Genomic DNA, 20,697 nt, shown 5'->3' with positions numbered 1-20,697 from the left:
CCCTCACATTTCGTAGCTGAGTCGCAGGCCGATTTCCCGTGGCGGGCTGTAAACCCGCGCGGTGCCGCTGAGGTAGCCGACCGCGTCATAGCGCTTGTCAGCCGCGTTTTTCACGTAGACGGATAGGCCGTAGTGGCTGAAGTCGTAACCGGCACTCAGGTCGATCAGGCCGTAGCCACCCCGGCTGTACTGGTTGGCCGAGTCCAGGTAGGTTTTGCCAATGGCGCTGACACCGCCCTGGGTGTACCAACCCGCAGGGGCGTCGTAACGCAGACTGACGTGAGCCGTGAAGTCTGGGGCGAAGGGGTTGCGATTACCCTTGTAATCATTGCTGCCTTCGCTGAAGCGCTCGAAACGGGTGCGGTTCAAACCGACTGAGCTGACCACCCGCCAGTTATCGTCGAACAGGTATTCAGCTTCTAAATCGAGCCCGGTGGAGCGAGCCGATGCGGCGTTGGTGATGTACACCAAGCCGGGCTGGATGATCTGTTGCACCTGCATGTCGCTGATGTCCATCCAGTACAGCGCCGCCGAATAACGCAAGCGCTTGTCGTCGAGCCAGCCCTTGGCGCCGACCTCGTAGGTCTTGACCTTCTCGGGGTCGTACCCGGGATAGTTGGCGGCACTGGAGAACGCATTAAAACCACCGGCACGGAAGCCTTCAGCATAACTGCCATAGAGATATGCATCAGGTTGCCATTCGTATTGCAGCGCCAGCTTGGGGGTGAAGCGTTGCCATTTAGCGCTCTGGCTGCTGCCGATGGCCGGGTCGATCTGCACCTTGTCCTGCTCGACGCGGGCACCCAGGGTCAAGGTCCAGCGATCCGTCAGCGGCGCCAGCCACTGGCCAAACAATGCCGTGGTGTTACCACCCAGCGTGACATCGGTTTGAGTCAGGCTAGCAGGCAGTTTTTGCTGGTACGACAGGTCGTGGTCATCGCGGTCGGCATAGGTACCGAGCAGCCATTGGTTATCGCCCCACTGCCCTTCCAGACGAAACTCTTGGGACAGGGTATTCATGTGGTAATTGCGCCGTAGGTGGAACAGGTCAGCCGGCATGAAGTCGGTGTCCTGCTGGACCCGGTCATAAAAGTCGTTGCGCGCCGTGATGGAGCGCAGCTTGAGCCCCGAATCAAACTCATGCAGCACATCCAGCGACAAGCTTCGGCCACTGGAATGGTTCCAGCTGGGTGTGCCCGAACGCACGTCACGATGACTCTCATTGACTGCGCCCCAGAGCGAGGCGCCATCGCGATAATCCTGACGGCTGTAGCGCAGGTTAATGTCAGTCGCCAGGCTTGGGGTCCAACGCAGCATCATCCGCGCGCTATGGCGCTCGCGGTCATCGGCTTTGCCGCCCAGGTAGCGGTTATCAATAAAGCCGTCTTGTTCAAGCCACTGACCCGAGACACCGGCGTACAAGGTATCGGGAATCAGTGCAGTGCTCGCCTCTGCGCTCAGGGTGCGCTGGTCGCGACTGCCGATGCCGGCTTCGATACGTGCATACGGTTGTGCGCCGGGCTGGCGGGTATGAATGCTCAACACCCCGGCTTCGGCGTTACGCCCGTAAAGGGTCGACTGCGGCCCGCGAAGTATCTCTATGCGCTCCACACCCAACAAGTTGTGGTCGAACCCTTGAGCCATCAGCGTGGGGACACCGTCCACCAGCATCAACATGGACGACGAGAACGCCGTAGGGCTGGAGGTCAGGCCACGCACCACCGGCAAGTTGGTGCCTGACTGGCCAAACGGCTGGAAAGTGAACCCCGGCGTGACCTGGGCCAGACGTGCCAAATCATCAATCGCCCCTTTGCGCAGATCGTCACCGCTGATCACAGACAGACTGGCCGGAACCTGCTCCTGTTCCTGCTCGATCTTATTGGCCGTGACCATGACCGGCTGCAATTCAGTCTGGGCGGCGAATGTCACCGCACTTCCCAACCAGCCACCGATACATAGGGTGTAGGCGCTGGCTTTAACGACATAGCTGTTCATCATGCTCCCCCTCATTAATCACGCCATTGCCGGGTGCTGGCGATGGCTGTTGCGTGGGAAACATGCTATTAGCTAATGAGAATACTTATCATGTAGCGACGTATTAATTGCGGATCAATACGTATGCGCGCTGGAGCCAAATCAAGGGAGGGCAGTAAACATGGCGGCCTTGCAGAAGATTTCTCAGTCTTACCGAGTGGCAACCACGCAATCGCGGCGGGTCAGTCACGATGAATCCGGCTGGATGCGCCAGCAATTGCCTGAAGCGTTGGGGGAGTGCTATTGCGAACGCCTGACCCTGGACAACGACCTGATGGTGTTGCGTTCGCGCTATCACGCCACGCGCAACCTGATCGAAGAAACCGCCAACCCGCACAATCGCCCGATGCTGGTGATCACATTCGGCATGCAGGGTGACTCCGGCTACAAAGGCGCTGACGGCTCGGCAGTGGCATTTCGCTCGGGTTACACCACCATCACCGCGTTTCAGCAGAGCCTGGGCGAACGCTATTACGAGGCAGGGGCAACAGTCTCCCAGCTGCGTGTGCTGATCGGTGAGCGCATGCTCAACACCTACCTAGGCGAACAACGTACACATCAATTACTCGGCAACGGCCACGTTCGCCAACTGGCCTTCCAGAAAACCTCGGCCGCCAGTGCCAGCCATGCCACCGCCCTGACCCGCTACCTCAATCAAGGCGTGACCGCAAAGCTGGACATGCACATTCACACCCTCAGCCTGTTGTCCGAACAGCTGAAACTGCTGAGCCCGCCAGCCAGCGATAAAAGCCTGCCCATGAGCGCAGTCGACATCGAAAAGCTCGACCGCGCCCGAGACATCATGGTCGAGCACATGGACCAGCCACTGACCATCCCCTACCTGTGCGCTGCCGTGGGGCTCAATGAGTTCAAACTGAAGGAAGGCATGCACTACCGCTTCAACTCTACCCCGCACCGCATGCTGCACGAACTGCGTATGCGCAAGGCTTACACCCTGCTGGAAAGTGGTTGCCAGGTGGCGCAGGCGGCCTATCAAGTGGGCTACAAATTCCCGAACAACTTCAGCGCGGCCTTTAGCCGTTTTTTTGGCAAGTCGCCGAAGTCGGTGTTTGGTAAACGTCGTTGAGCAATCAACAATCACAGTCTTCATCGTTCGTCAGCGATTACCAGACTGCGCGCCACTAAAGAGCCATTCCAGCACTGGATTGACGACTGGCGAATACCTCCCCCAACCACTCCACAAACACCCGTACCCGTGGCGACATATGGCGGTTATGCGGGTACAACACTGAAACCGGCATTGGTGGTGGTGGGGTGTCGATGAGCACTTCCTTTACCACCCCTTGAGCAATCAGCGTTTCCATTCGGTAATGCGGGCACTGGATCAAGCCCAGCCCGGCAATCGCTGATGCCGAATAAATCTCGGCGCCAAATACCGATAGCGCGCTGTCGATGGCAACTTCTTCACATTGACCATCGACCATGAATTCAAACGGAAATTGCTTGGCGGTGGTGCGCGAGACGTAGTTCACCGCTTTGTGGTGTTTCAGGTCTTCGAGGCTTTTCGGTTCGCCGTACTTGCGCAGGTAAGCGGGACTGGCACAGGTGATTTGTCGCAAGCTGGCAACACGTTTGCCGATCAACGTGGAGTCAACCAGGGCCCCGGCACGCAATACGCAGTCAATGCCTTCGGCAATCAGGTCGACAAAACGGTCGGACTCGCTGATAGACAGCTCTATGTCCGGGTAACGCGCCATGAACTGCGGCAAAGCAGGAATCACGAAATGTTTGGCCAGGGTGCCATGCAAGTCCACGCGCAATCGCCCTTTGGGCGCCACACTGCGAAAGGCCAACTCAGCCTCTTCCAGTTCCGCCAGCAACTGTACACAGCGCAGGTAGTAGGCCTCGCCGTCGAGTGTCGGCCGTACTTTGCGTGTGCTTCGCTCCAGTAAACGCGTGCCCAGCCAAGCCTCGAACTGGTTCAGCGTGTGGGTCAGCGTGGCCCTGGGCAAATTCAGGTCCTCGGCGGCTACAGTAAAGCTGCTGCGCTCGTAAATCCGCACGAAAACCTTCATTGCCTTGACCTGATCCACATTGCCCTCCGCACGCTAATTGTTGGTGATTATTGAACAGTCAAGGCAACTCTCGTGCATTTATCGACCAGAGTAAACATGTGAATCTAGCTTCATCCAACACCACCCCCTGCAAAGGATCCATCGCCATGACCCGCCAAACATCGAAAGTTGCCATCATCACTGGCGCCTCCCGCGGCATCGGGGCTGTCATTGCCAAGCAACTGGCCAGTGAAGGCTTTGCCGTCGCCATCAACTACGCCAACAGCGCCACTGAAGCCTCAAAGCTGGTCGTTGAGTTGCGCCAGGCAGGCCATCAAGCCATAGCGATCAAGGCGGACGTGGCCAACGCCAGTGAAGTGCGCGAGATGTTCGAAAAAACCGAAACACAACTGGGCAAGGTTGATGTGCTGATCAACAACGCCGGTATCCTCAAGGTCATGCCGCTGGCACAACACACAGACGAACTGTTCGAGCAGAACTTCAACATTCACGCCCGCGGCACCTTCAACACCCTGCGCGAGGCCGCCACTCGCATGAACGCGGGTGGACGAATCATCAACTTCTCCAGCAGCACTGTGGGCATGAATCTGCCGGGGTACGCGGTGTACATCGCCAGCAAAGCGGCCGTGGAATCGTTGACCCAAGTGTTCGCCAAAGAAATGCGCGGTCGCAATATCACCGTCAACGCCGTAGCCCCGGGCCCTGTCGCCACGGAACTGTTCTTGCACGGCAAGAGCGAAGAACAGATCCAGGCGTTCGCCAAGATGCCCCCACTGGAACGCCTAGGGCAGCCAGAAGACATTGCCCGCATCGTGAGCTTCCTGGTCGGCCCAGACTCGGCCTGGGTAAACGGGCAAATCCTGCGGGCTAACGGCGGTCTCGTTTAAGCCGGCCAGCACGCAGCGTCGCAACCCAGCTCCCGCGCGGGTATTGCCCAAGACGCGGGGCAGCCATTGATCTGGATCGGCCAGCGAATGCGTTTCGCCTCCCCCCACGATGTCAGTTCAAGGGTGCCCGAGAGGTCCGCATCGGTTTGCAGAGCGAATGCCTGGGCGCTGGCATCGCTCCGGTAGTCGAGCAACAACTGCGCAGTCCGTGCCAACGACAGCCTGGCTTGCAGCACCTTGCTTGATTGCAGGCGATCAGTGATGCCCACGATGGCGGCAGCGGCCATCAGGTAGCCCGTTGCCTGGTCCAGTGCTTGAACAGGCATTGGTACGGGCTTGTCGGCTTCAACATGCTGCATGCCCGCATCGGCAATGCCGCAACTCATCTGCACCAGACTGTCAAAACCGCGGCGCTCGCGCCATGGCCCGGTCCAGCCGTAGGCATTCAGGCTGACATCGATCAAAGCCGGGTTGAGTCGCTGCCTGACGGTTCTGCCGAGACCAAGATGCTCCAGGGCGTCGGGCCGGTATCCATGCAGGATGACATCGGCTGAAGCGATCAGCACCTTGACCCTTGCCAATACGCCTGGATCACGCAAGTCCAGTCTGGCCAAGCGTTTGCCAAGGGTGACTTCAGGCACAAGGCCTGGTTCATTCCAGTCCGGCGGGTCAATGCGCAGAACCTTTGCACCGTAGGCGGCCAGGCAACGGGTAGCGACTGGCCCGGCCAGGACCCGGGTCAGATCCAGCACGTTGATACCCGCCAGCGGGCGAGCCGGATCAACAGGCTGCGCAGGCATATTGGCCAGTTGCTTTCTGTCCATGTGAATCAACGGTTCCTGCGCGACGGCGCGCCCCTGCGGATGCTGTGACCATTCGAGTGACGAACGCATCTCTGCGGCACACCCGCCCTCCTCTACGATGGCAGTTTCGAGTTCAGCCTTATCCCAAAGCGCCACAGTCTTGGCCATGCCCGCTTTATCGCTATGGGCTCCCAGAATGCGTTCTGCCGCCAGACGGTGGTGAGGCGCATTGGTGTGCAAGCGAATCCAGCCGTCCCGGGTCTTGTAATCACCGGCAATCGGGTCCCATGCGCTGGGCACTTGCCAGCCAATCGGGCGCAATGAGCTGGCAAACCAGATAGAGGCCAGGCGCCGGTCGACATGCACGTCTTCGACGGGTTTGCCGCCGGCCTGTGCGCGTAGCCGAGCAATCGACAAGGCAACGGCAGCCATTGATGCACTGGCCAGGTCAGTCACCGGATAAACCGAGGGCAGCGCACCCTCAGTCGTCAATATGACCCGATTGCAATCATCGGCATGACCGCCAAGGGCCGCCCAAATGTTATGCAACATAGCTGGCTTGGTCATCGCACTCTCCTCAGTCACGTTGATGAGAGCGACTATAGGCGGGCTAAGACTGACGTCAATCTTGATGTAAATGCTCGCGCCTACAGCAGGCTTTGCTGCCCCAGACATCCATCACCTGATTCATGGGGCTCCCTCACAATGCAATGCGCCGAAAATCCGCCAACAGCGCAGCCAGATGCTGGAGGAAGCGCGCAGCAGCAGCGCCATCCACAACACGGTGATCCCATGACAGTGCCAAGGGCAGAATCAGCCGCGGGACAAACGCATTGCCGTCCCAAACCGGTCTGATTTGCGCTCGGGTAACGCCGAGAATCGCCACCTCTGGTGCATTGATGATCGGCGTAAAACCGGTACCTCCGATGCCACCCAGGCTTGAAACAGTAAAGGTTCCCCCGGTCATGTCGGCTGGTCCCAACTTGCCATCCCGGGCTTTTCTCGCCAATTCGGCACATTCAGTGGCGAGCTGGCCGATACCTTTTTGATCAGCGTCGCGAATGACCGGTACCACCAGCCCGTTCGGTGTGTCTGCGGCAAAACCGATATGGAAGTACTGCTTGAGGATCAGGATCGGCTCGCCGTCTTCGTTGCCCAGCGAGCTGTTGAACGACGGGAAGGCTTGCAAAGTGGCGACCGCTGCCTTGATCAGGAAGGCGAGCATCGTGTACTTGATTGCATCCTTGCCTCCTTCCTGGTTGAGTTGAACCCGAAACGCTTCAAGCTCGGTAATGTCCACTTCTTCGTGGTTGGTGACGTGCGGAATCATCACCCAGTTACGCGACAGGTTAGCGCCCGAGATTTTCTTGATTCGCGACAGCGCGACCTTCTCGATCGTGCCAAATCGGGTGAAATCAACGTCCGGCCAAGGCAGCAGGTTGAGGCCTGCGCCGTGCTCGGCACGTTGCCCAGGAGTATCAAGGCGAACCAGAGCGTTCTTGACGTAGCCCTCGATGTCTTCACGAAGGATGCGCCCGCCCTTTGCGCTGCCCTTCACCCTTGCGATGTCTATACCCAAGGTACGGGCATAACGACGAATCGAAGGGCTGGCACGCGGTTTCACATCCGATACGCTCACCTCAGGCACTGCTGGCGGCTGAAAAGCGCCTGATGGAGCGGCTGAATCCTTGGCACTTGCCACCGTCTCGGCAACCGCATCGCTCTTGACGGGCGGTTCAGCCGCAGGCACATCATCAACGGCCATTTGCAAGGTGAGGATCAAACTGCCCTTGGAAACCCGATCCCCCTCCTTGATGGCCACCGCAACCACGATGCCTGCGCCAGGGCTTGGTACATCCATCGATGCCTTGTCCGACTCCAGGGTCAGCAAAGGCTCATCGAACGCAACGCTATCCCCCGGTTTGACCAATACCTCAATCACCGGAAGGTCTTTGAAGTCCCCAATGTCCGGGACTTGAATCTCTCTGATTTCACTCATGACTTACCGACGCCAAAAAATAGAGCTGTTCCGCGTTCACGGAACGGATGGAGCGCTCATCGAGCGCTTGCGAAGAGAATCCGTCAGCACGTCCATGGCGCTGGGCGATCGCCTGCCAGGCCGTAGCGCTCGATGGCTTCGGCCAGCACCTGACGCGGCAACAGGCCGTCACGCACCAAACCGTCCAGAGCGGCCAGAACCACCTGATGACGATCAACTTCAAAGAAGCTGCGCAAGGCTGCTCGGGTGTCACTGCGCCCAAATCCGTCGGTGCCCAGCGCAATAAAACGGACGTCAACGTAGCTGGCGATGAGCTGCGGCCAGGCGCGAACATAGTCAGAAGCGGCAATGACCGGGGCATCTCCAGCAAGGGAGGCGCAGAGATGGCTGACCTGCTGCGGCTCGACAGGATTCAGGCGGTTGTGGCGCTCGACCTCCCGCGCTTCACGAGCCAGTTCGCTGAAACTGGTGACACTCCAGACCTCGCTCGATACCTGCCAGTCAGCCGCCAGCAATTGGGACGCCGCAATCACTTCTCGCAAGAGGGTCCCGCTGCCCAGCAACCGGACCGAACCCTGTGACGCGGGCGCATCGGTCACGGCATAGCGATACATGCCGCGAATGATTTGATCCTCAACGCCGGATGGCAATGAAGGCTGGGCGTAGTTCTCATTCATCACTGTGATGTAGTAAAACTCATCGACATTGCGCTCCATCATCTGGCGCATGCCATGGTCGATAATCACCGCGAGTTCGCCCGCAAACGCCGGGTCATAGGCACGGCAATTGGGCACAGTGGCGGCCATCACATGGCTGCTGCCGTCCTGATGCTGCAACCCTTCTCCACCCAAGGTGGTGCGCCCTGCCGTGGCGCCCAGCAAAAAGCCGCGTGCACGCTGGTCAGCGGCCGCCCAGATCAAGTCCCCAACGCGCTGAAAACCGAACATCGAGTAGTAGATGTAGAACGGCAACATCGGTTTGCCGTGAACGCTGTAAGACGTCGCCGCAGCGACCCAAGAAGAAAGGGCACCCGCTTCCGTAATGCCCTCCTCCAACAGCTGGCCATCACGGGCTTCGCGGTAATACAGCATGGAGCCCGCATCTTCTGGCTCGTAGAGTTGGCCCAGCGGCGAGTAAATGCCGATCTGGCGGAACAGGTTGGCCATGCCAAATGTCCGCGCTTCGTCCGCGACAATAGGCACCACCCGTGGCCCCAGTTCTTTATCTTTGAGCAAGCCCCCCAGCATCCGGACTGCGGCCATGGTGGTGGACATTTCTTTGCCGTCGGCTTCGAATGCAAAACGCGCATAGTCGGCCATCGCAGGCACCACGACGTGTTCGCTGCCTTTCTGTCGCGCAGGCATGTAGCCGCCCAACGCAGCTCTGCGCTCATGCAAATAGCGCATCTCCTGACTGTCTTCGGCCGGGCGATAGAAGCGCAATTGCGCGACGTCGTCGTCTGAAAGTGGCAACGCGAAACGATCACGAAACGCTTTGAGTGCATCGACATCCAGTTTTTTGGCCTGGTGCGAAGTCATCCGAGACTCGCCGGCACCGCCCATGCCGTAACCTTTTTTGGTTTTGGCCAGGATGACGGTCGGACGCCCTTTGTGCGCCTTGGCTGCGGCGAACGCTGCATGGAGTTTGCGTAAGTCATGGCCGCCGCGCTTCAGGGCATCAATGTCGGCATCGGACATATGCGAGACCAACGCTTTGATCTCTGGATCTTGCTGGAAAAAGTGCAGCAAGTTATAGGCACCGTCCTTGGACCCGAGCGTCTGGTATTGACCATCGACAGTCTGCGCAAAGCGTTGTAACAGCGCATGGTTGGCGTCACGCGCAAACAACATGTCCCAATCCGAGCCCCAAATGACCTTGATCACATTCCAGCCAGCCCCTGTAAACAGTGCCTCAAGCTCTTGAATGACCTGGCCATTGCCACGTACCGGCCCATCCAGGCGTTGCAAGTTGCAATTGACGATAAAGGTCAGGTTGTCGAGCTTTTCTCGCGCCGCAAGCGTGAGCCCCGCAATCGACTCAGGCTCATCCATTTCACCGTCACCGAACACGCCCCAGACATGACGGTCGCAGGTTTCGGCCAGGTTGCGGTGTTCGAGATAGCGCATGTAGCGCGCCTGATAGACCGCGCTGATAGGGCCAATGCCCATCGATCCGGTCGGGAACTGCCAAAAATCAGGCATCAGCCAAGGGTGCGGATAAGAACTCAATCCATTGCCGCCGACTTCCTGCCGATAGTTGGCCAGTTGTGCTTCAGACAGCCTTCCTTCAAGGAACGCGCGGGCGTAAACCCCGGGTGCAGAATGCGGCTGATAAAACACCAAATCGCCGCCATGATGTTCATCACGGGCGCGAAAAAAGTGATTGAAGCCCACCTCAAATATTTCGGCGGCAGACGCATAGCTTGCGATATGCCCTCCCAGCTCTCCGTAGGCCAGGTTTGCGCGCACCACCATAGCCAATGCATTCCAGCGAATGATCGACGTAATCCGTTCCTCGACAGCAAGGTCTCCTGGATAGGCTCCCTGCCGTTCAATCGAAATTGTGTTCCGATAAGCCGAGTACGGATGCACATGCGAGGTGATGCCCAGTGCTCTTGCGTGTTGCTCTAATTGTTTAAGCAGAAACTGGCCGCGCTCAGAGCCGGCATCTCGTACAACGGCCTCGAGCGACGCCAGCCACTCTTGCGTTTCATCGCGATCACTGTCCATCGGCGTAATTGATCCAGTGGCCGAACTTTCATGTAGCGCACTCATCTCTGCTTCCTTACTTATTATCATTAACGTAGCGATGAACTGGCAGGACGTACTGTTTCTTATGCAACTTCCATTACATTACTGGCTTATGACTTAGCCCCTGATTAATACAATCGGAAGTTGCGCAAAGTACTCATCCACAGCACGTTGAACAGTGGTTCAACGAGGCGTTTGTTCGAACGTTTCTCTATAGGCGTATAGGCCGGGCGTGCCGCCCGTCATGATGAACAGCACGTTGACACCGGAGCGGTAGCGCCCTTGTTGAAGATCGTCCAGCAACCCGGCGAAGGCTTTGCCGCCATACACCGGATCGACCAGCAAGCCCTCACAACGCGCCATGAGCCGAACCGCGTCCAGCATGGCTTGAGTGGGCAGCCCGTAACCTTCTCCCAATTGGCTGCCATCCACATGGATCGCGTCCGCCTGGAGCGGTGTTGAAGACCCCAGCAGTGCCAGCGTCTCTTGGGCCAATTGCAAGGTTCTGCTGGCAGAGGTTGCCTGATCGGCCAGGACCGACCAGGACTTGACGGTTGAAGCGCCACGCCCCAGCAATTCAAACCCTGCGGCCAGCCCGGCATGCGTACCGGCGCTGCCGTTGGGGACGACCACCTGAGTGAATCGCACGTCAAGCGCGACCTCTTGTTGCACGATTTCTGCTGCACAACGGGCGTAACCCAGGCTGCCAAGCGGCGTAGAGCCTCCGGTCGGTATGACCAGTACCTCACGCCCAGCCGCACGCAATTGCGTTGCTCGACGTTCGGCCATCGCCAGCGAATCAACCCCTTGGGCCAGAACGTGCAACTCGGCACCAAACAGCTGGTCCAGCAGCACGTTGCCATTGAGTTCGTAATCCACATCCTCTTTGGGCACCGACCGCGTCAGAAACAATTCGCAGGCCATACCCAGTCGAGCGCACACCGCAGCCGTCAACCGGGCATGGTTGGATTGAATGCCACCGACAGTAATGAGGGTATCAACCCCGCTTTTCAGAGCAGCCCCAACATGAAACTCGAGTTTACGCAGCTTGTTGCCACCGCCTCCGATCAGCATGTGATCATCGCGCTTGAGATAAAGGCTGATGCCTTGCGCGGACAGGCCCAAGTGTTTCTCAAGACGTTCGGCGCGCTGAATAGCGGTTGCGCCTTGCAATAGCTCGGCTCGACCGATGGCATTGAGTGCCGTGTCCAGTACGGTTTGCATGTAATGAGACCCCATCGCTAATGTTTATTCAGAATGAATATATGAATAAAGTGGCCCGCAATAAACGCACTAAAAGTTCGCACTTGTAGAACCTGAGGTTCGTAATTAATACCGATTGCATATTTCATCGTATTTGGCATTCTGCCCCCAGAACGCAACGTATCGTCCCGAACTCGTCTCAGAGGGCAGCAATACCGCGTTCCTCAGTTTTATCTGTGAGGCCAGAAGGCGTTTTTTTATGAGTAAGCTCAGGCAAATGGAAGTTTTTGTGGCCGTGGTAGAGGCAGGCAGTTTTGCCGATGCGGCGCTGCACGTGGGGATGTCGGCGGTGATGGTGGGACGGCACATTCAGAGCCTTGAAAAAGCACTGAGCACCACACTTATTCAAAGGACCACACGCCGGCAATCTGTAACGGGTGAAGGCAGGCTGTTTTATGAAGAGTCAAAAATAGCCCTTGAACAAATCCAGTACGCCTATAGCCGGGTAGAAGCATTCACCGGAACACCCAGCGGCCTGTTGCGTGTAACCGCCCCCATGACCTTCGGCGCAGCGTTGGTAGGCCCGCTCGTCACCGAGTTCATGCAGCTGTACCCAGAAATACAGATAGAGCTGATCTTGAGTAACAAGGTGGTGGACTTGTACGAAAGCGCCTTTGACCTGGGCTTCAGAATCTCTGAACTCATTGAAGTCAATCTTGTTTCAAAGCCGTTGCCGCCGTATCGGATGCTGATCTGTGCGGCGCCAACATACCTGGACAAGTGGCAAGAACCGAAAACCCCGGAAGATCTCTATAAACACCGAATTCTGACCCATACGTCCTGGAATAATCGATTTGCCTGGCCCTTGAAAAATGGCAATAAAGAGGTGCCCTGGCCCGAGCGGGCGGTCTTGAAAAGTAACGACGGCCAAGTGCTTCTTGAAGCCGCCATCTCCGGCGTCGGGATATTAATGCAACCCGATTTTCTAGTGGCGTCGGCAGTGTCAAGTGGTCAACTGGTGACGATCATGAATACCTATGTGCCCGAACCCAAGCCTGTACAAATGGTGTACCTGCGGTCAAAGAAGTCATTGCCCAAGTTGAACGCATTTGTCTCATTTGTCATGGAACGGCTTGGATCGGCCGGAGGTGACTGACAGGCTGTTCAGTCGATGTCAGTTGTAGAAGATTACGTCTGAGCTTCTACAACTAAAACGTCGCCGCGTAATCACACCGGGCGACAAAGGGAGTCTGCAAGCCCTTATCGTCGGTGATCCGGCGATGAATGGAGAGGCTGATTTCGATGGTTTTTCCCGCATCTACAATCAGTACTTCGGAACCCAGGCCCAGCCGAACGTGCCAGCGCGTACGCGAGCACAAGTCATTCGGTTAGTACCACCGGGCTGGTTGGTCGAGAGAACCGTCACCGCGATCAAGGCGAAGTAACGACGTGGTTTGTGCCGAATAAAAAGCTCCTCGCTCAACGCCTCGCACAGCTGGCCAGTGCCGACGACAAGGCGGCATCCATGCTGGAGCGCCGGGACGGTGCTTGGGTGAGCAGCACGATTTCCCGGTCGTAGGTGTTATCCCCGACAGGCGTCATCACGCAGCCATGGGCGAAATGCTCAAGGCCATTCCATCGAGGTACAAGGCTGACACCAACGCCCTGTGCCACCAGCATGGCAATGGCCTCCAAGCCGTCGAGCTCCAGCAACGAGTTCAGACCCAGGCCCCGATCCTTCAGGTATTGCTCCCCGCGCATGCCTCCCCAGGACAGCGGGTCGTAACGTATATAAGGATGAGTCAGCAGGCATTCCTCAACGCCCTGTGCAGGTTCGTCCCTGGAGAGCAGGACCAGCTCTTCCTTGAACAAGGAATGGCTTCGTACTGTTTTCGGAAGCGCAAATGAAGGTGCCACCAAGATGACTGCGTCCAGCTCATCGGCCAACAACTGTTGAAACACGTCGCTGGAAGTTCCAGGACGAATAATCGGTGTGATGCGTGGCGCCTCTTGGGTCAGCAAGCGCAACACCGGTGGCAGGGTCCCCGTGAGCACCGTGGAAATGGCCCCGATACGATAGGCGCCGGTCAGCCCTGATGCATCGGCATCCCCCGCCAGCGCGCTGACCTCTCCCAGAATTCTTTTCGCCCGTGGCAGCAATGCCAGACACGCCTCAGTGGGCGTTGCCGTATTGCCCATGCGCAATAACAAGTCCACACCCAACAGGCGCTCCAGTGCTTTGATTCGCTGGCTGACCGCTGCTGCCGTCAAGCCCTCAGCCCGCGCGGCATCAACGATAGAGCCCCGTTCAACAACGGTAACCAGGCTTTTAAGGTAGCGACTGTCCATAAAAATCTCTTTCGCACTGAGCAAAAACTATAGGTTTTAACGGGTGTGGGCGTCTGCATCATCATGGTGTTTTCTAGAAAGGAGCACCGTATGCAATCGCTATTTCACTTGGCATTTCATGTTCGCGACCTGGAGCAGGCAAAGTCATTTTACTGCGGGACGCTGCAGTGCACCGAAGGCCGGAGTACCGACACCTGGCTGGACGTCAGCCTGTACGGGCACCAACTGTCGTTGCACCTTGGCGAGCCCTTCCCCGTGACCAACACAGGCCGAGTGGGCGAGCACATGGTGCCCATGCCCCATATGGGAATCATCCTGCAGATGGAAGACTGGAAAGCCCTTGCAGATCGGCTGAAGACCCTCGACTTGCAGTTTGTGATTGAGCCTACTGTACGTTTTGCCGGAGAACCGGGTGAGCAGGCAACTATGTTCTTCGTCGACCCTTTCGGCAATCCTATCGAGGTCAAGGGCTTTGCTGACTGGGCCAGCGTCTACGCGAAATAGTGCGCAATTGTGGGAGCGGGCTTGCCCGCGAAGGTGTCGACGCGGTTTAGCTGATAAACCGCATCGCCTGCATCGCTGGCAAGCCAGGCTCCCACAGGTTTCACGCCGAACGAGCCGATTACCACACCGCAATATGGGAATCCGCTCGCGGCTCGGTTCCGCCGCACAGCACCCCGCTGACGGGGTCACGCAGGATGATCTGCCCGCGCCCGTAGTCGGTGAGGTCACTGGCGATCTGCACCTGATGGCCGCGCCGGGCCAACGCATTGGCCAGATCGCGGGAAGCGCCCTGTTCGATGCCGACGTTCATATCGCCCAGCCATTGCCAGCGTGGCGCATCCAATGCCGCCTGCGGATTCAGGCCGAAATCCACCAGGTTCATGACCATCTGCACATGACCCTGTGGCTGCATGTAGCCGCCCATTACGCCAAAGGGCCCGAGGGCTTGGCCGTCTTTAGTGAGAAAGCCCGGAATGATGGTGTGAAAGGTTTTTTTGCCGCCTGCCAGACAGTTGGCGTGGGCCGGGTCGAGGCTGAATTCCTGCCCGCGATTCTGCAAGGCGATACCGCTGTCGGGTAGCACCACACCCGAACCGAAACCGTGGTAGTTGCTCTGGATGAACGAAACCATATTGCCCTCGGCGTCCGCTGTGGCCAGGTACACCGTGCCGCTGGCGTGGGGATCTCCCGGCTTGGGCATCTGCGCCTGCTCGCCAATTTGGTCACGGCGTCGGGTGCTGTAGTCGTCGCTCAGCAGATCCGCCACGGCTACGCGCATATGCTGAGGGTCAGTGATGTAGTGCAGGCCGTCGCTGTAGGCAAGTTTCATCGCCTCAAGCTGGCGATGCCAGGTCTGCTGGCTATCTCGGTGATCGAAGCTGAAACCTTCGAGGATTTTCAGTGCCATCAGTGCCACCAGGCCCTGACCGCTGGGCGGGATTTCCCAGACGTCCACGCCGCGATAGTTGATATGAATCGGCGCCACCCACTGCGCGCGGTAATCCTTGAGATCACTGGCATGCAGATAGCCACCGCTGGCCCGAGAATGGGCATCCAGGCGCTCGGCCAGGTCGCCGCGATACAGGCTTTCGCACTCGGTGGCCGCCAGCTCTTCCAAGGTGCGGGCCTGAGCCGGATTACAGAATATTTCCCCCGCCCGTGGCGCACGTCCGTCAATCAGAAAGGTATCGAACCAGGCATCAAGCACCGAGTCGCGATATGGGCTGAATTCGTCCAGTGCTTGCTGCCATTGATAGGCAACCACCGGCGACACTGGAAAACCGTCGCGCGCCAGGCTAATGGCCGGTTGCAGCAGGTCGGCAAAGGGCAACTTGCCGAAGCGTTTGGACAGTTCCGCCCAGGCCGATGGGCAGCCGGGCACCGTGACCGGGGTCCAACCGTACAACGGCATCTGGTCATGCCCTGCCGCCTTGACCGCCTCGATACTCAAGGCCGCCGGCGCATGGCCATTGCCGTTAAGCCCATGCAACTGACCTTTGCACCACACCAAGGCAAAGGCATCGCCCCCCAGGCCGCAGCCGGTAGGTTCTACCACGGTAAGGGCTGCCGCCGTAGCAATGGCGGCGTCGATGGCATTGCCGCCTTTTTGCATCATTTCGATACCCGCCTGGGCGGCCAGGGGCTGCGATGCCGCGACCATGCCACGACGGGCAAACACGCTCTGGCGTTGCGACGGATAGGGGTACTCGTGAGCAGAGAATTTCAACATGGCAAAGGCTCTTCGATTCATTGACCGGATTTAACGCGATTCCACTCTCGGGTCATCAGGCGCTGGATGGGTTCTGGCAGGTCGGCGGAGACGAAGGTATGGCTGATCACATCGTCACCTGGGTAGATGCCCGGATTGCCGCTGACCTTGGCATCCATTAATGGCGTTGCATCCTTGTTCGGGTTGGCGTAGCCCACATAGTCGCTGATCGGCGCGATCACCTCAGGGCGCAACAGGTAGTTGATCAAGGCATGGGCATTGGCCACGTTGCTGGCATCCTTGGGGATTGCCAGCATATCGAACCACAGGTTCACGCCTTCTTTAGGGATCAGGTAGCGGATGTCGATCGGTTTTCCGGCTTCCTTGGCACGGGTTTGCGCCTGCATCACATCGCCGGAATAACCAATGGCCACGCAGATATCACCATTGGCCAGGTCGGCAGTGTATTTCGACGAGTTGAAGTAGGTCACTGACGGACGCAGTGCCATCAAACGAGCCGAGGCTTGCTTGTAGTCGTCGGGCTTGACGCTATTGGGGTCCAGGCCAAGGTAGAGCATGACCTGAGGAATGATCTTCACGGGGGCATCTAGAAACGCCACGCCGCAACTTTTGAGCTTGGCCAGATTGCCGGGCTCAAACACCATCGACCAGGAATCCAGCACCGCGTCCTTGCCCAGCACGGCACGTACTTTTTCTTCGTTGTAACCGATGCCCACGGTGCCCCACATATACGGCACGGCGTAGCGGTTGCCGGGGTCGGCCGCTTCCAGGCGTTGCATCAGACGCGGATCGAGGTGTTTCCAGTTATCCAGCAAGGCACGTTGCAGCGGCTGGTAGGCGCCAGCGCGAATCTGCTTGGACAAAAACTGGCTGGACGGCACCACCACGTCGTACCCCGAATGCCCGGAAAGCAGCTTGGCTTCGAGCATCTCGTTGGTGTCGAAGATGTCGTACTGGACCTTGACCCCGCTGTCTTTTTCGAAGTTTTTCAAGGTGTCGGGCCCGATGTAATCGGACCAGTTATAGACCTTTACCACCGGCTCGGCGGCCAGGGTCATGGGCACAACAGCGGCGCAACACAGGGCTGCAAACAAGCTCGATAAACGCATGGTGAGTTTCCTATGAAGGGTCATAACACACGACTGAGAAAGGCCCGGGTACGGGGATGGCTGGGGTGGCTGAAGATCTGTTCCGGCGGCCCTTGTTCGATGAGTTCCCCCTGATCGAGCACCACCACGCGGTCAGCCACTTCACGGGCAAAGCCCATTTCATGGGTTACCACCACCATGGTCATGCCTTCCTCAGCCAGCTCTTTCATCACTTGCAGCACCTCGCCCACGGTTTCCGGGTCCAGGGCACTGGTGGGTTCGTCGAACAGCATGGCCTGGGGTTTCATGGCCAGCGCCCGAGCAATCGCCACCCGCTGCTGCTGTCCACCCGACAGCATCGACGGGTAGTGACCGGCCTTGTCGGCCAGGCCAACCCGCGCCAACAAGGCACGGGCCTGTTCCAGGGCCGCAGCACGGGGCACGCCAAGCACATGGATAGGCGCCTCGATGATGTTTTCCAGGGCCGTCATATGCGGGAACAGGTTGAAACGCTGGAACACCATGCCGATGTCCCGGCGCTGACGCGCGATATTGCGCTCCGAATCCCGCACCAGGCTGCCGTCGGCGCGCTCGCGATACCCCATCGCCTGACCGTTGACGCGGATGCGTCCGCCCTGAATATCCTCCAGCAAGTTGATACAACGGATAAAGGTGGTCTTGCCGGAGCCCGAGGCACCAATCAGCACCACCACTTCGCCGCGACGGACTTGCAGGGAAATACCCTTGAGAATCTGCAACTGGCCGAACGACTTGTGCACGTCCAGCGCCTCGATGATCAGCTCTTCACTTTTGTGCGCCATGGTTATCGTCCCCTCAGCAGTTTCAGGGTACTGCGGCCAAACATTCGGCTGGAGGCCGGTGGCGATGACGAGGGTCGGTCCGACTGGCCAAAGCGCGTTTCCAGCCAACGCTGGAAGAAGCCCCACAAGGTGGTGAGCATCAGGAAGTAAATCGCGACCACCAGATACAGTTCGAACACGCGGAACGTCGCCGAGGTGACCATTTGGGTACTGAGCAGCAACTCCTGCACACCAATCACGCTGACCAAGGTGGTGTTCTTGAGCATCACGTTGAATTCGTTACCCAGCGGCGGCACGATCACCCGGAACGCCTGGGGCAGCACGATGCGGCGCATCAACTTGGCGAAGCCCATGCCCAGTGAGCGCCCGGCTTCATATTGGCCCTTATCGACCGCACCGATACCGGCGCGGATGATCTCGGACATGTACGCCCCTTCATTCAGGCCCAGGGCGATGATTGCTGCCTGGATATTGCCGGGAATGACCATGCCGAAGAGGTCAATATCCTCGAAACGGAAAATTCCGCCTGCCGCCAGCGCGGTGTACAGAAACACGATCTGCACCAGCAACGGCGTACCGCGCATCACCCACACATAAAAGCGCACCGGCAAATGCAGCAGCGGGTTTTTCGATAAGCGCAACAGCGCCGCCGCCAAGCCCAGCACGCAACCAATCGCCATCGCCAGCACGGCAATCAAGCACGTCAGCCAGAGCCCGGTGAGGTACACCCCGCTGGGCTGCAGCAGGTAGTGCCAAAACACATCCCAATTGAAATTCATCGCTGCAAAGCCTCAGTCGAGAGTGTCGCTGCTGACATGCCATTTGTTCAGCAACTGCACATAGCTGCCATCACTGCGCATATCGCTGATAACTTGCTGCACGGCGCCCGTCAGTTGCGGATCATCCTTGCGCATGCCCAAGCCAGTCAGGATGCGACTGAACGCCGGTACGCCTTCCTCGAACAGGTCCGGTGCCATTGCCGCGTAGTAACCGGCGGTTTCCACGGTGGTGCCATACGCATCGACCTGATTGATGCGCAGGGCCTGGAAGGCATCGGTGTCGGTGTTGTAGACCACCAGTTTCATCGGTGGCTTGCCTGCCTTGGTCAAGCTTTCGTTCTGGGTATCGAGCAGCGTCTTGATGGTGGAACCGTTGAGCACTGCCACCTTGTGCCCGGACAGGTCATCCAGTGACTTGATGCCTTTTGGATTGCCCTTGGGCACGACCACCGACTGGCTGGAATACATGTAATTGACGATGTCGATGACCTGGCGCCGTTCGGGCTTGTCGAACAGTTGATCGACAATCATGTCGCACTGCTGGGCGAGCAACGCCGGCACCAACCCGGAGAACGGAATGACCCGCCATTGCACCTGTTTGTCGCCCAGGCGCTTGGCAATTTCCAAGCCCAGATCGACGGTGAGCCCGCGTGGCTTCTGAGCTTCGTCAAAGGACACAAGGGGCGGCGAGTCCATCCCCGAGCAGTAGGTGAGTTTTTCGACCTTCTGCAGGCGCTCCGGCACCTGGGGCGCGGCGCTAGCCCATTGACTACAGAGACCGAGGGAGAAAGCCACCAGCAAGGCACGGCGTTTATGCATGACCAAATACTCCAGTTCGTTGAAAAACGGGGCAGGACTCAACGTCAAAACACGACAGCTTTTTTATTTTTCGGATTGCAGGAATTGGATCAGCTCGGGCACCGTGCCTTCGATGTGCTCGCGCACCACGGCCTCGGCGCGAGCCGCATCGCCGGCGCGAATCGCGTCAAGGATCACCGCGTGTTCCTCACGGGCGCTGAGGAGTTTTTCGCCGTGTTGCAACCACAGCCGCATGGGGGCCTCGACCAAGGAATACAGCGCCGAAATCTGCTTCATCAAACGCGCCCGGCCGCTGAGGCTGCATAGAAACTCATGGAAGGCACGGTGACGGCTGACCCACTCGGCGCTGTCGTCGCGGTAGTCGTCCATTTCGTCCAGCAAGCGCTCCAGAGCAGCCAACTGACGTTCGCCGATACGGCCGACCGCGACGCGCACCGCTAGGCCTTCGAGGGCGCTGCGCATTTCAAACACTTCGTACAACTCATCGATATCCAGGCCGCTGACGATAGCGCCACGGTTGGGGCGCAGCGTCACCAGGCCTTGAGCGTCAAGGCGGCGAAAGGCCTCGCGCACCGGCATACGGCTCATTCCCAGCTCAGTGGCGATGTCCTCCGCTATCAAGCGATCGCCCTTTCGGTAGCGGCCGTTGCAAATCGCGTTGAGCAGAAAGTTGTACGCCTCCTCCTCAGCGGTCTGGGGCTGGCGTTCAACGTAAGCAGGGGCAAATTGCATCAGCAGTACCTTTTGTATTTTTGTATCCAATTATCCACAAATACAAAAAAGCAGAATACGTGCCAACTGAACGGCTGTGAGCCAAGTGATTGATTTCAAGCAAGTCGCTATAGGGCTGACGTGGTGCAGAGCAATGCGATCAAACCAACGTGCTACTAAACAGC

17 protein-coding genes are annotated in these 20,697 nt (G+C 58.3%); 4 read left to right on the top strand and 13 right to left on the bottom strand.

The genetic code is table 11. From position 1 onward, the window contains the following. Positions 1 to 3: 3 nt before the first annotated feature. The gene (locus RHM56_RS10900; protein ID WP_322241749.1) at positions 4 to 1,995 is read right to left on the bottom strand and encodes a TonB-dependent receptor; all 1,992 of its coding nucleotides are present in this window, start codon (positions 1,993 to 1,995) and stop codon (positions 4 to 6) included. 160 nt (positions 1,996 to 2,155) lie between these two features. On the opposite strand from RHM56_RS10900, the gene RHM56_RS10895 reads away from it, so the two are divergent. After that, the gene (locus RHM56_RS10895) at positions 2,156 to 3,121 is read left to right on the top strand and encodes an AraC family transcriptional regulator (protein ID WP_322241173.1); all 966 of its coding nucleotides are present in this window, start codon (positions 2,156 to 2,158) and stop codon (positions 3,119 to 3,121) included. A 55-nt stretch (positions 3,122 to 3,176) separates the two neighbouring features. Here the strand turns inward: RHM56_RS10895 and RHM56_RS10890 are convergent, their stop codons facing one another. Then, entirely contained in the window at positions 3,177 to 4,088 is a 912-nt protein-coding gene (locus tag RHM56_RS10890; protein ID WP_322241171.1) for a LysR family transcriptional regulator, read from the bottom strand. 128 nt (positions 4,089 to 4,216) lie between these two features. Here RHM56_RS10890 and RHM56_RS10885 point away from each other — a divergent pair, with 128 nt between their 5' ends. Then, on the top strand, positions 4,217 to 4,957 hold the full coding sequence (locus tag RHM56_RS10885; protein ID WP_322241170.1) for an SDR family oxidoreductase: 741 nt from the start codon (positions 4,217 to 4,219) through the stop codon (positions 4,955 to 4,957). Here the strand turns inward: RHM56_RS10885 and RHM56_RS10880 are convergent. From RHM56_RS10880 to RHM56_RS10865, 4 genes are all read right to left on the bottom strand, one after another. Continuing rightward, positions 4,954 to 6,327 carry a CoA transferase gene (locus RHM56_RS10880; RefSeq protein WP_322241168.1) on the bottom strand — a complete coding sequence of 458 codons (1,374 nt, stop codon included), beginning with the start codon at positions 6,325 to 6,327 and terminating at the stop codon, positions 4,954 to 4,956. The genes RHM56_RS10885 and RHM56_RS10880 overlap by 4 nt on opposite strands. A gap of 133 nt (positions 6,328 to 6,460) precedes the next feature. Beyond that, the gene (aceF, locus tag RHM56_RS10875; protein WP_322241166.1) at positions 6,461 to 7,759 is read right to left on the bottom strand and encodes a dihydrolipoyllysine-residue acetyltransferase; all 1,299 of its coding nucleotides are present in this window, start codon (positions 7,757 to 7,759) and stop codon (positions 6,461 to 6,463) included. Between the two features lie 83 nt (positions 7,760 to 7,842). Next, positions 7,843 to 10,533, bottom strand: a complete 2,691-nt coding sequence (gene mdeB / locus RHM56_RS10870) for an alpha-ketoglutarate dehydrogenase (protein ID WP_322241164.1) — start codon at positions 10,531 to 10,533, stop codon at positions 7,843 to 7,845. A 159-nt stretch (positions 10,534 to 10,692) separates the two neighbouring features. Then, a complete protein-coding gene (locus tag RHM56_RS10865) occupies positions 10,693 to 11,733 on the bottom strand; it encodes a D-cysteine desulfhydrase family protein (protein WP_322241162.1) in 1,041 nt (346 codons plus the stop codon). A 238-nt stretch (positions 11,734 to 11,971) separates the two neighbouring features. On the opposite strand from RHM56_RS10865, the gene RHM56_RS10860 reads away from it, so the two are divergent. Beyond that, on the top strand, positions 11,972 to 12,868 hold the full coding sequence (locus RHM56_RS10860) for a LysR family transcriptional regulator (RefSeq protein ID WP_322241161.1): 897 nt from the start codon (positions 11,972 to 11,974) through the stop codon (positions 12,866 to 12,868). 323 nt (positions 12,869 to 13,191) lie between these two features. Here the strand turns inward: RHM56_RS10860 and RHM56_RS10855 are convergent, their stop codons facing one another. Further along, on the bottom strand, positions 13,192 to 14,061 hold the full coding sequence (locus tag RHM56_RS10855; RefSeq protein WP_322241160.1) for a LysR family transcriptional regulator: 870 nt from the start codon (positions 14,059 to 14,061) through the stop codon (positions 13,192 to 13,194). 90 nt (positions 14,062 to 14,151) lie between these two features. Here RHM56_RS10855 and RHM56_RS10850 point away from each other — a divergent pair, with 90 nt between their 5' ends. Continuing rightward, positions 14,152 to 14,565, top strand: coding sequence for a VOC family protein (locus RHM56_RS10850; protein WP_322241159.1), 414 nt, complete (start codon positions 14,152 to 14,154; stop codon positions 14,563 to 14,565). 118 nt (positions 14,566 to 14,683) lie between these two features. Here RHM56_RS10850 and RHM56_RS10845 read toward each other — a convergent pair whose 3' ends face one another. The 6 genes from RHM56_RS10845 to RHM56_RS10820 all read right to left on the bottom strand — a co-directional run bounded on the left by RHM56_RS10845 (position 14,684) and on the right by RHM56_RS10820 (position 20,533). Then, entirely contained in the window at positions 14,684 to 16,294 is a 1,611-nt protein-coding gene (locus tag RHM56_RS10845) for a gamma-glutamyltransferase family protein (RefSeq protein WP_322241158.1), read from the bottom strand. A gap of 17 nt (positions 16,295 to 16,311) precedes the next feature. Then, positions 16,312 to 17,403: a polyamine ABC transporter substrate-binding protein gene (locus RHM56_RS10840; RefSeq protein ID WP_322241157.1), complete on the bottom strand. Its 1,092-nt coding sequence runs from the start codon at positions 17,401 to 17,403 to the stop codon at positions 16,312 to 16,314. Positions 17,404 to 17,423: 20 nt separating this feature from the next. Further along, on the bottom strand, positions 17,424 to 18,203 hold the full coding sequence (locus RHM56_RS10835; protein ID WP_322241156.1) for an amino acid ABC transporter ATP-binding protein: 780 nt from the start codon (positions 18,201 to 18,203) through the stop codon (positions 17,424 to 17,426). A 2-nt stretch (positions 18,204 to 18,205) separates the two neighbouring features. Then, positions 18,206 to 18,982 (bottom strand): amino acid ABC transporter permease, encoded by a 777-nt coding sequence (locus RHM56_RS10830; protein ID WP_322241155.1) that lies wholly within the window; start codon positions 18,980 to 18,982, stop codon positions 18,206 to 18,208. A 12-nt stretch (positions 18,983 to 18,994) separates the two neighbouring features. After that, positions 18,995 to 19,801, bottom strand: coding sequence for an ABC transporter substrate-binding protein (locus RHM56_RS10825; protein ID WP_322241153.1), 807 nt, complete (start codon positions 19,799 to 19,801; stop codon positions 18,995 to 18,997). Positions 19,802 to 19,864: 63 nt separating this feature from the next. Further along, positions 19,865 to 20,533, bottom strand: a complete 669-nt coding sequence (locus RHM56_RS10820; RefSeq protein WP_322241152.1) for a GntR family transcriptional regulator — start codon at positions 20,531 to 20,533, stop codon at positions 19,865 to 19,867. Positions 20,534 to 20,697: the final 164 nt, after the last annotated feature.

The sequence above is a fragment of the Pseudomonas sp. CCC3.1 genome, from assembly GCF_034347405.1.
Lineage (GTDB): Bacteria > Pseudomonadota > Gammaproteobacteria > Pseudomonadales > Pseudomonadaceae > Aquipseudomonas.
This window is presented reverse-complemented; position numbering and strand designations above follow the sequence as displayed.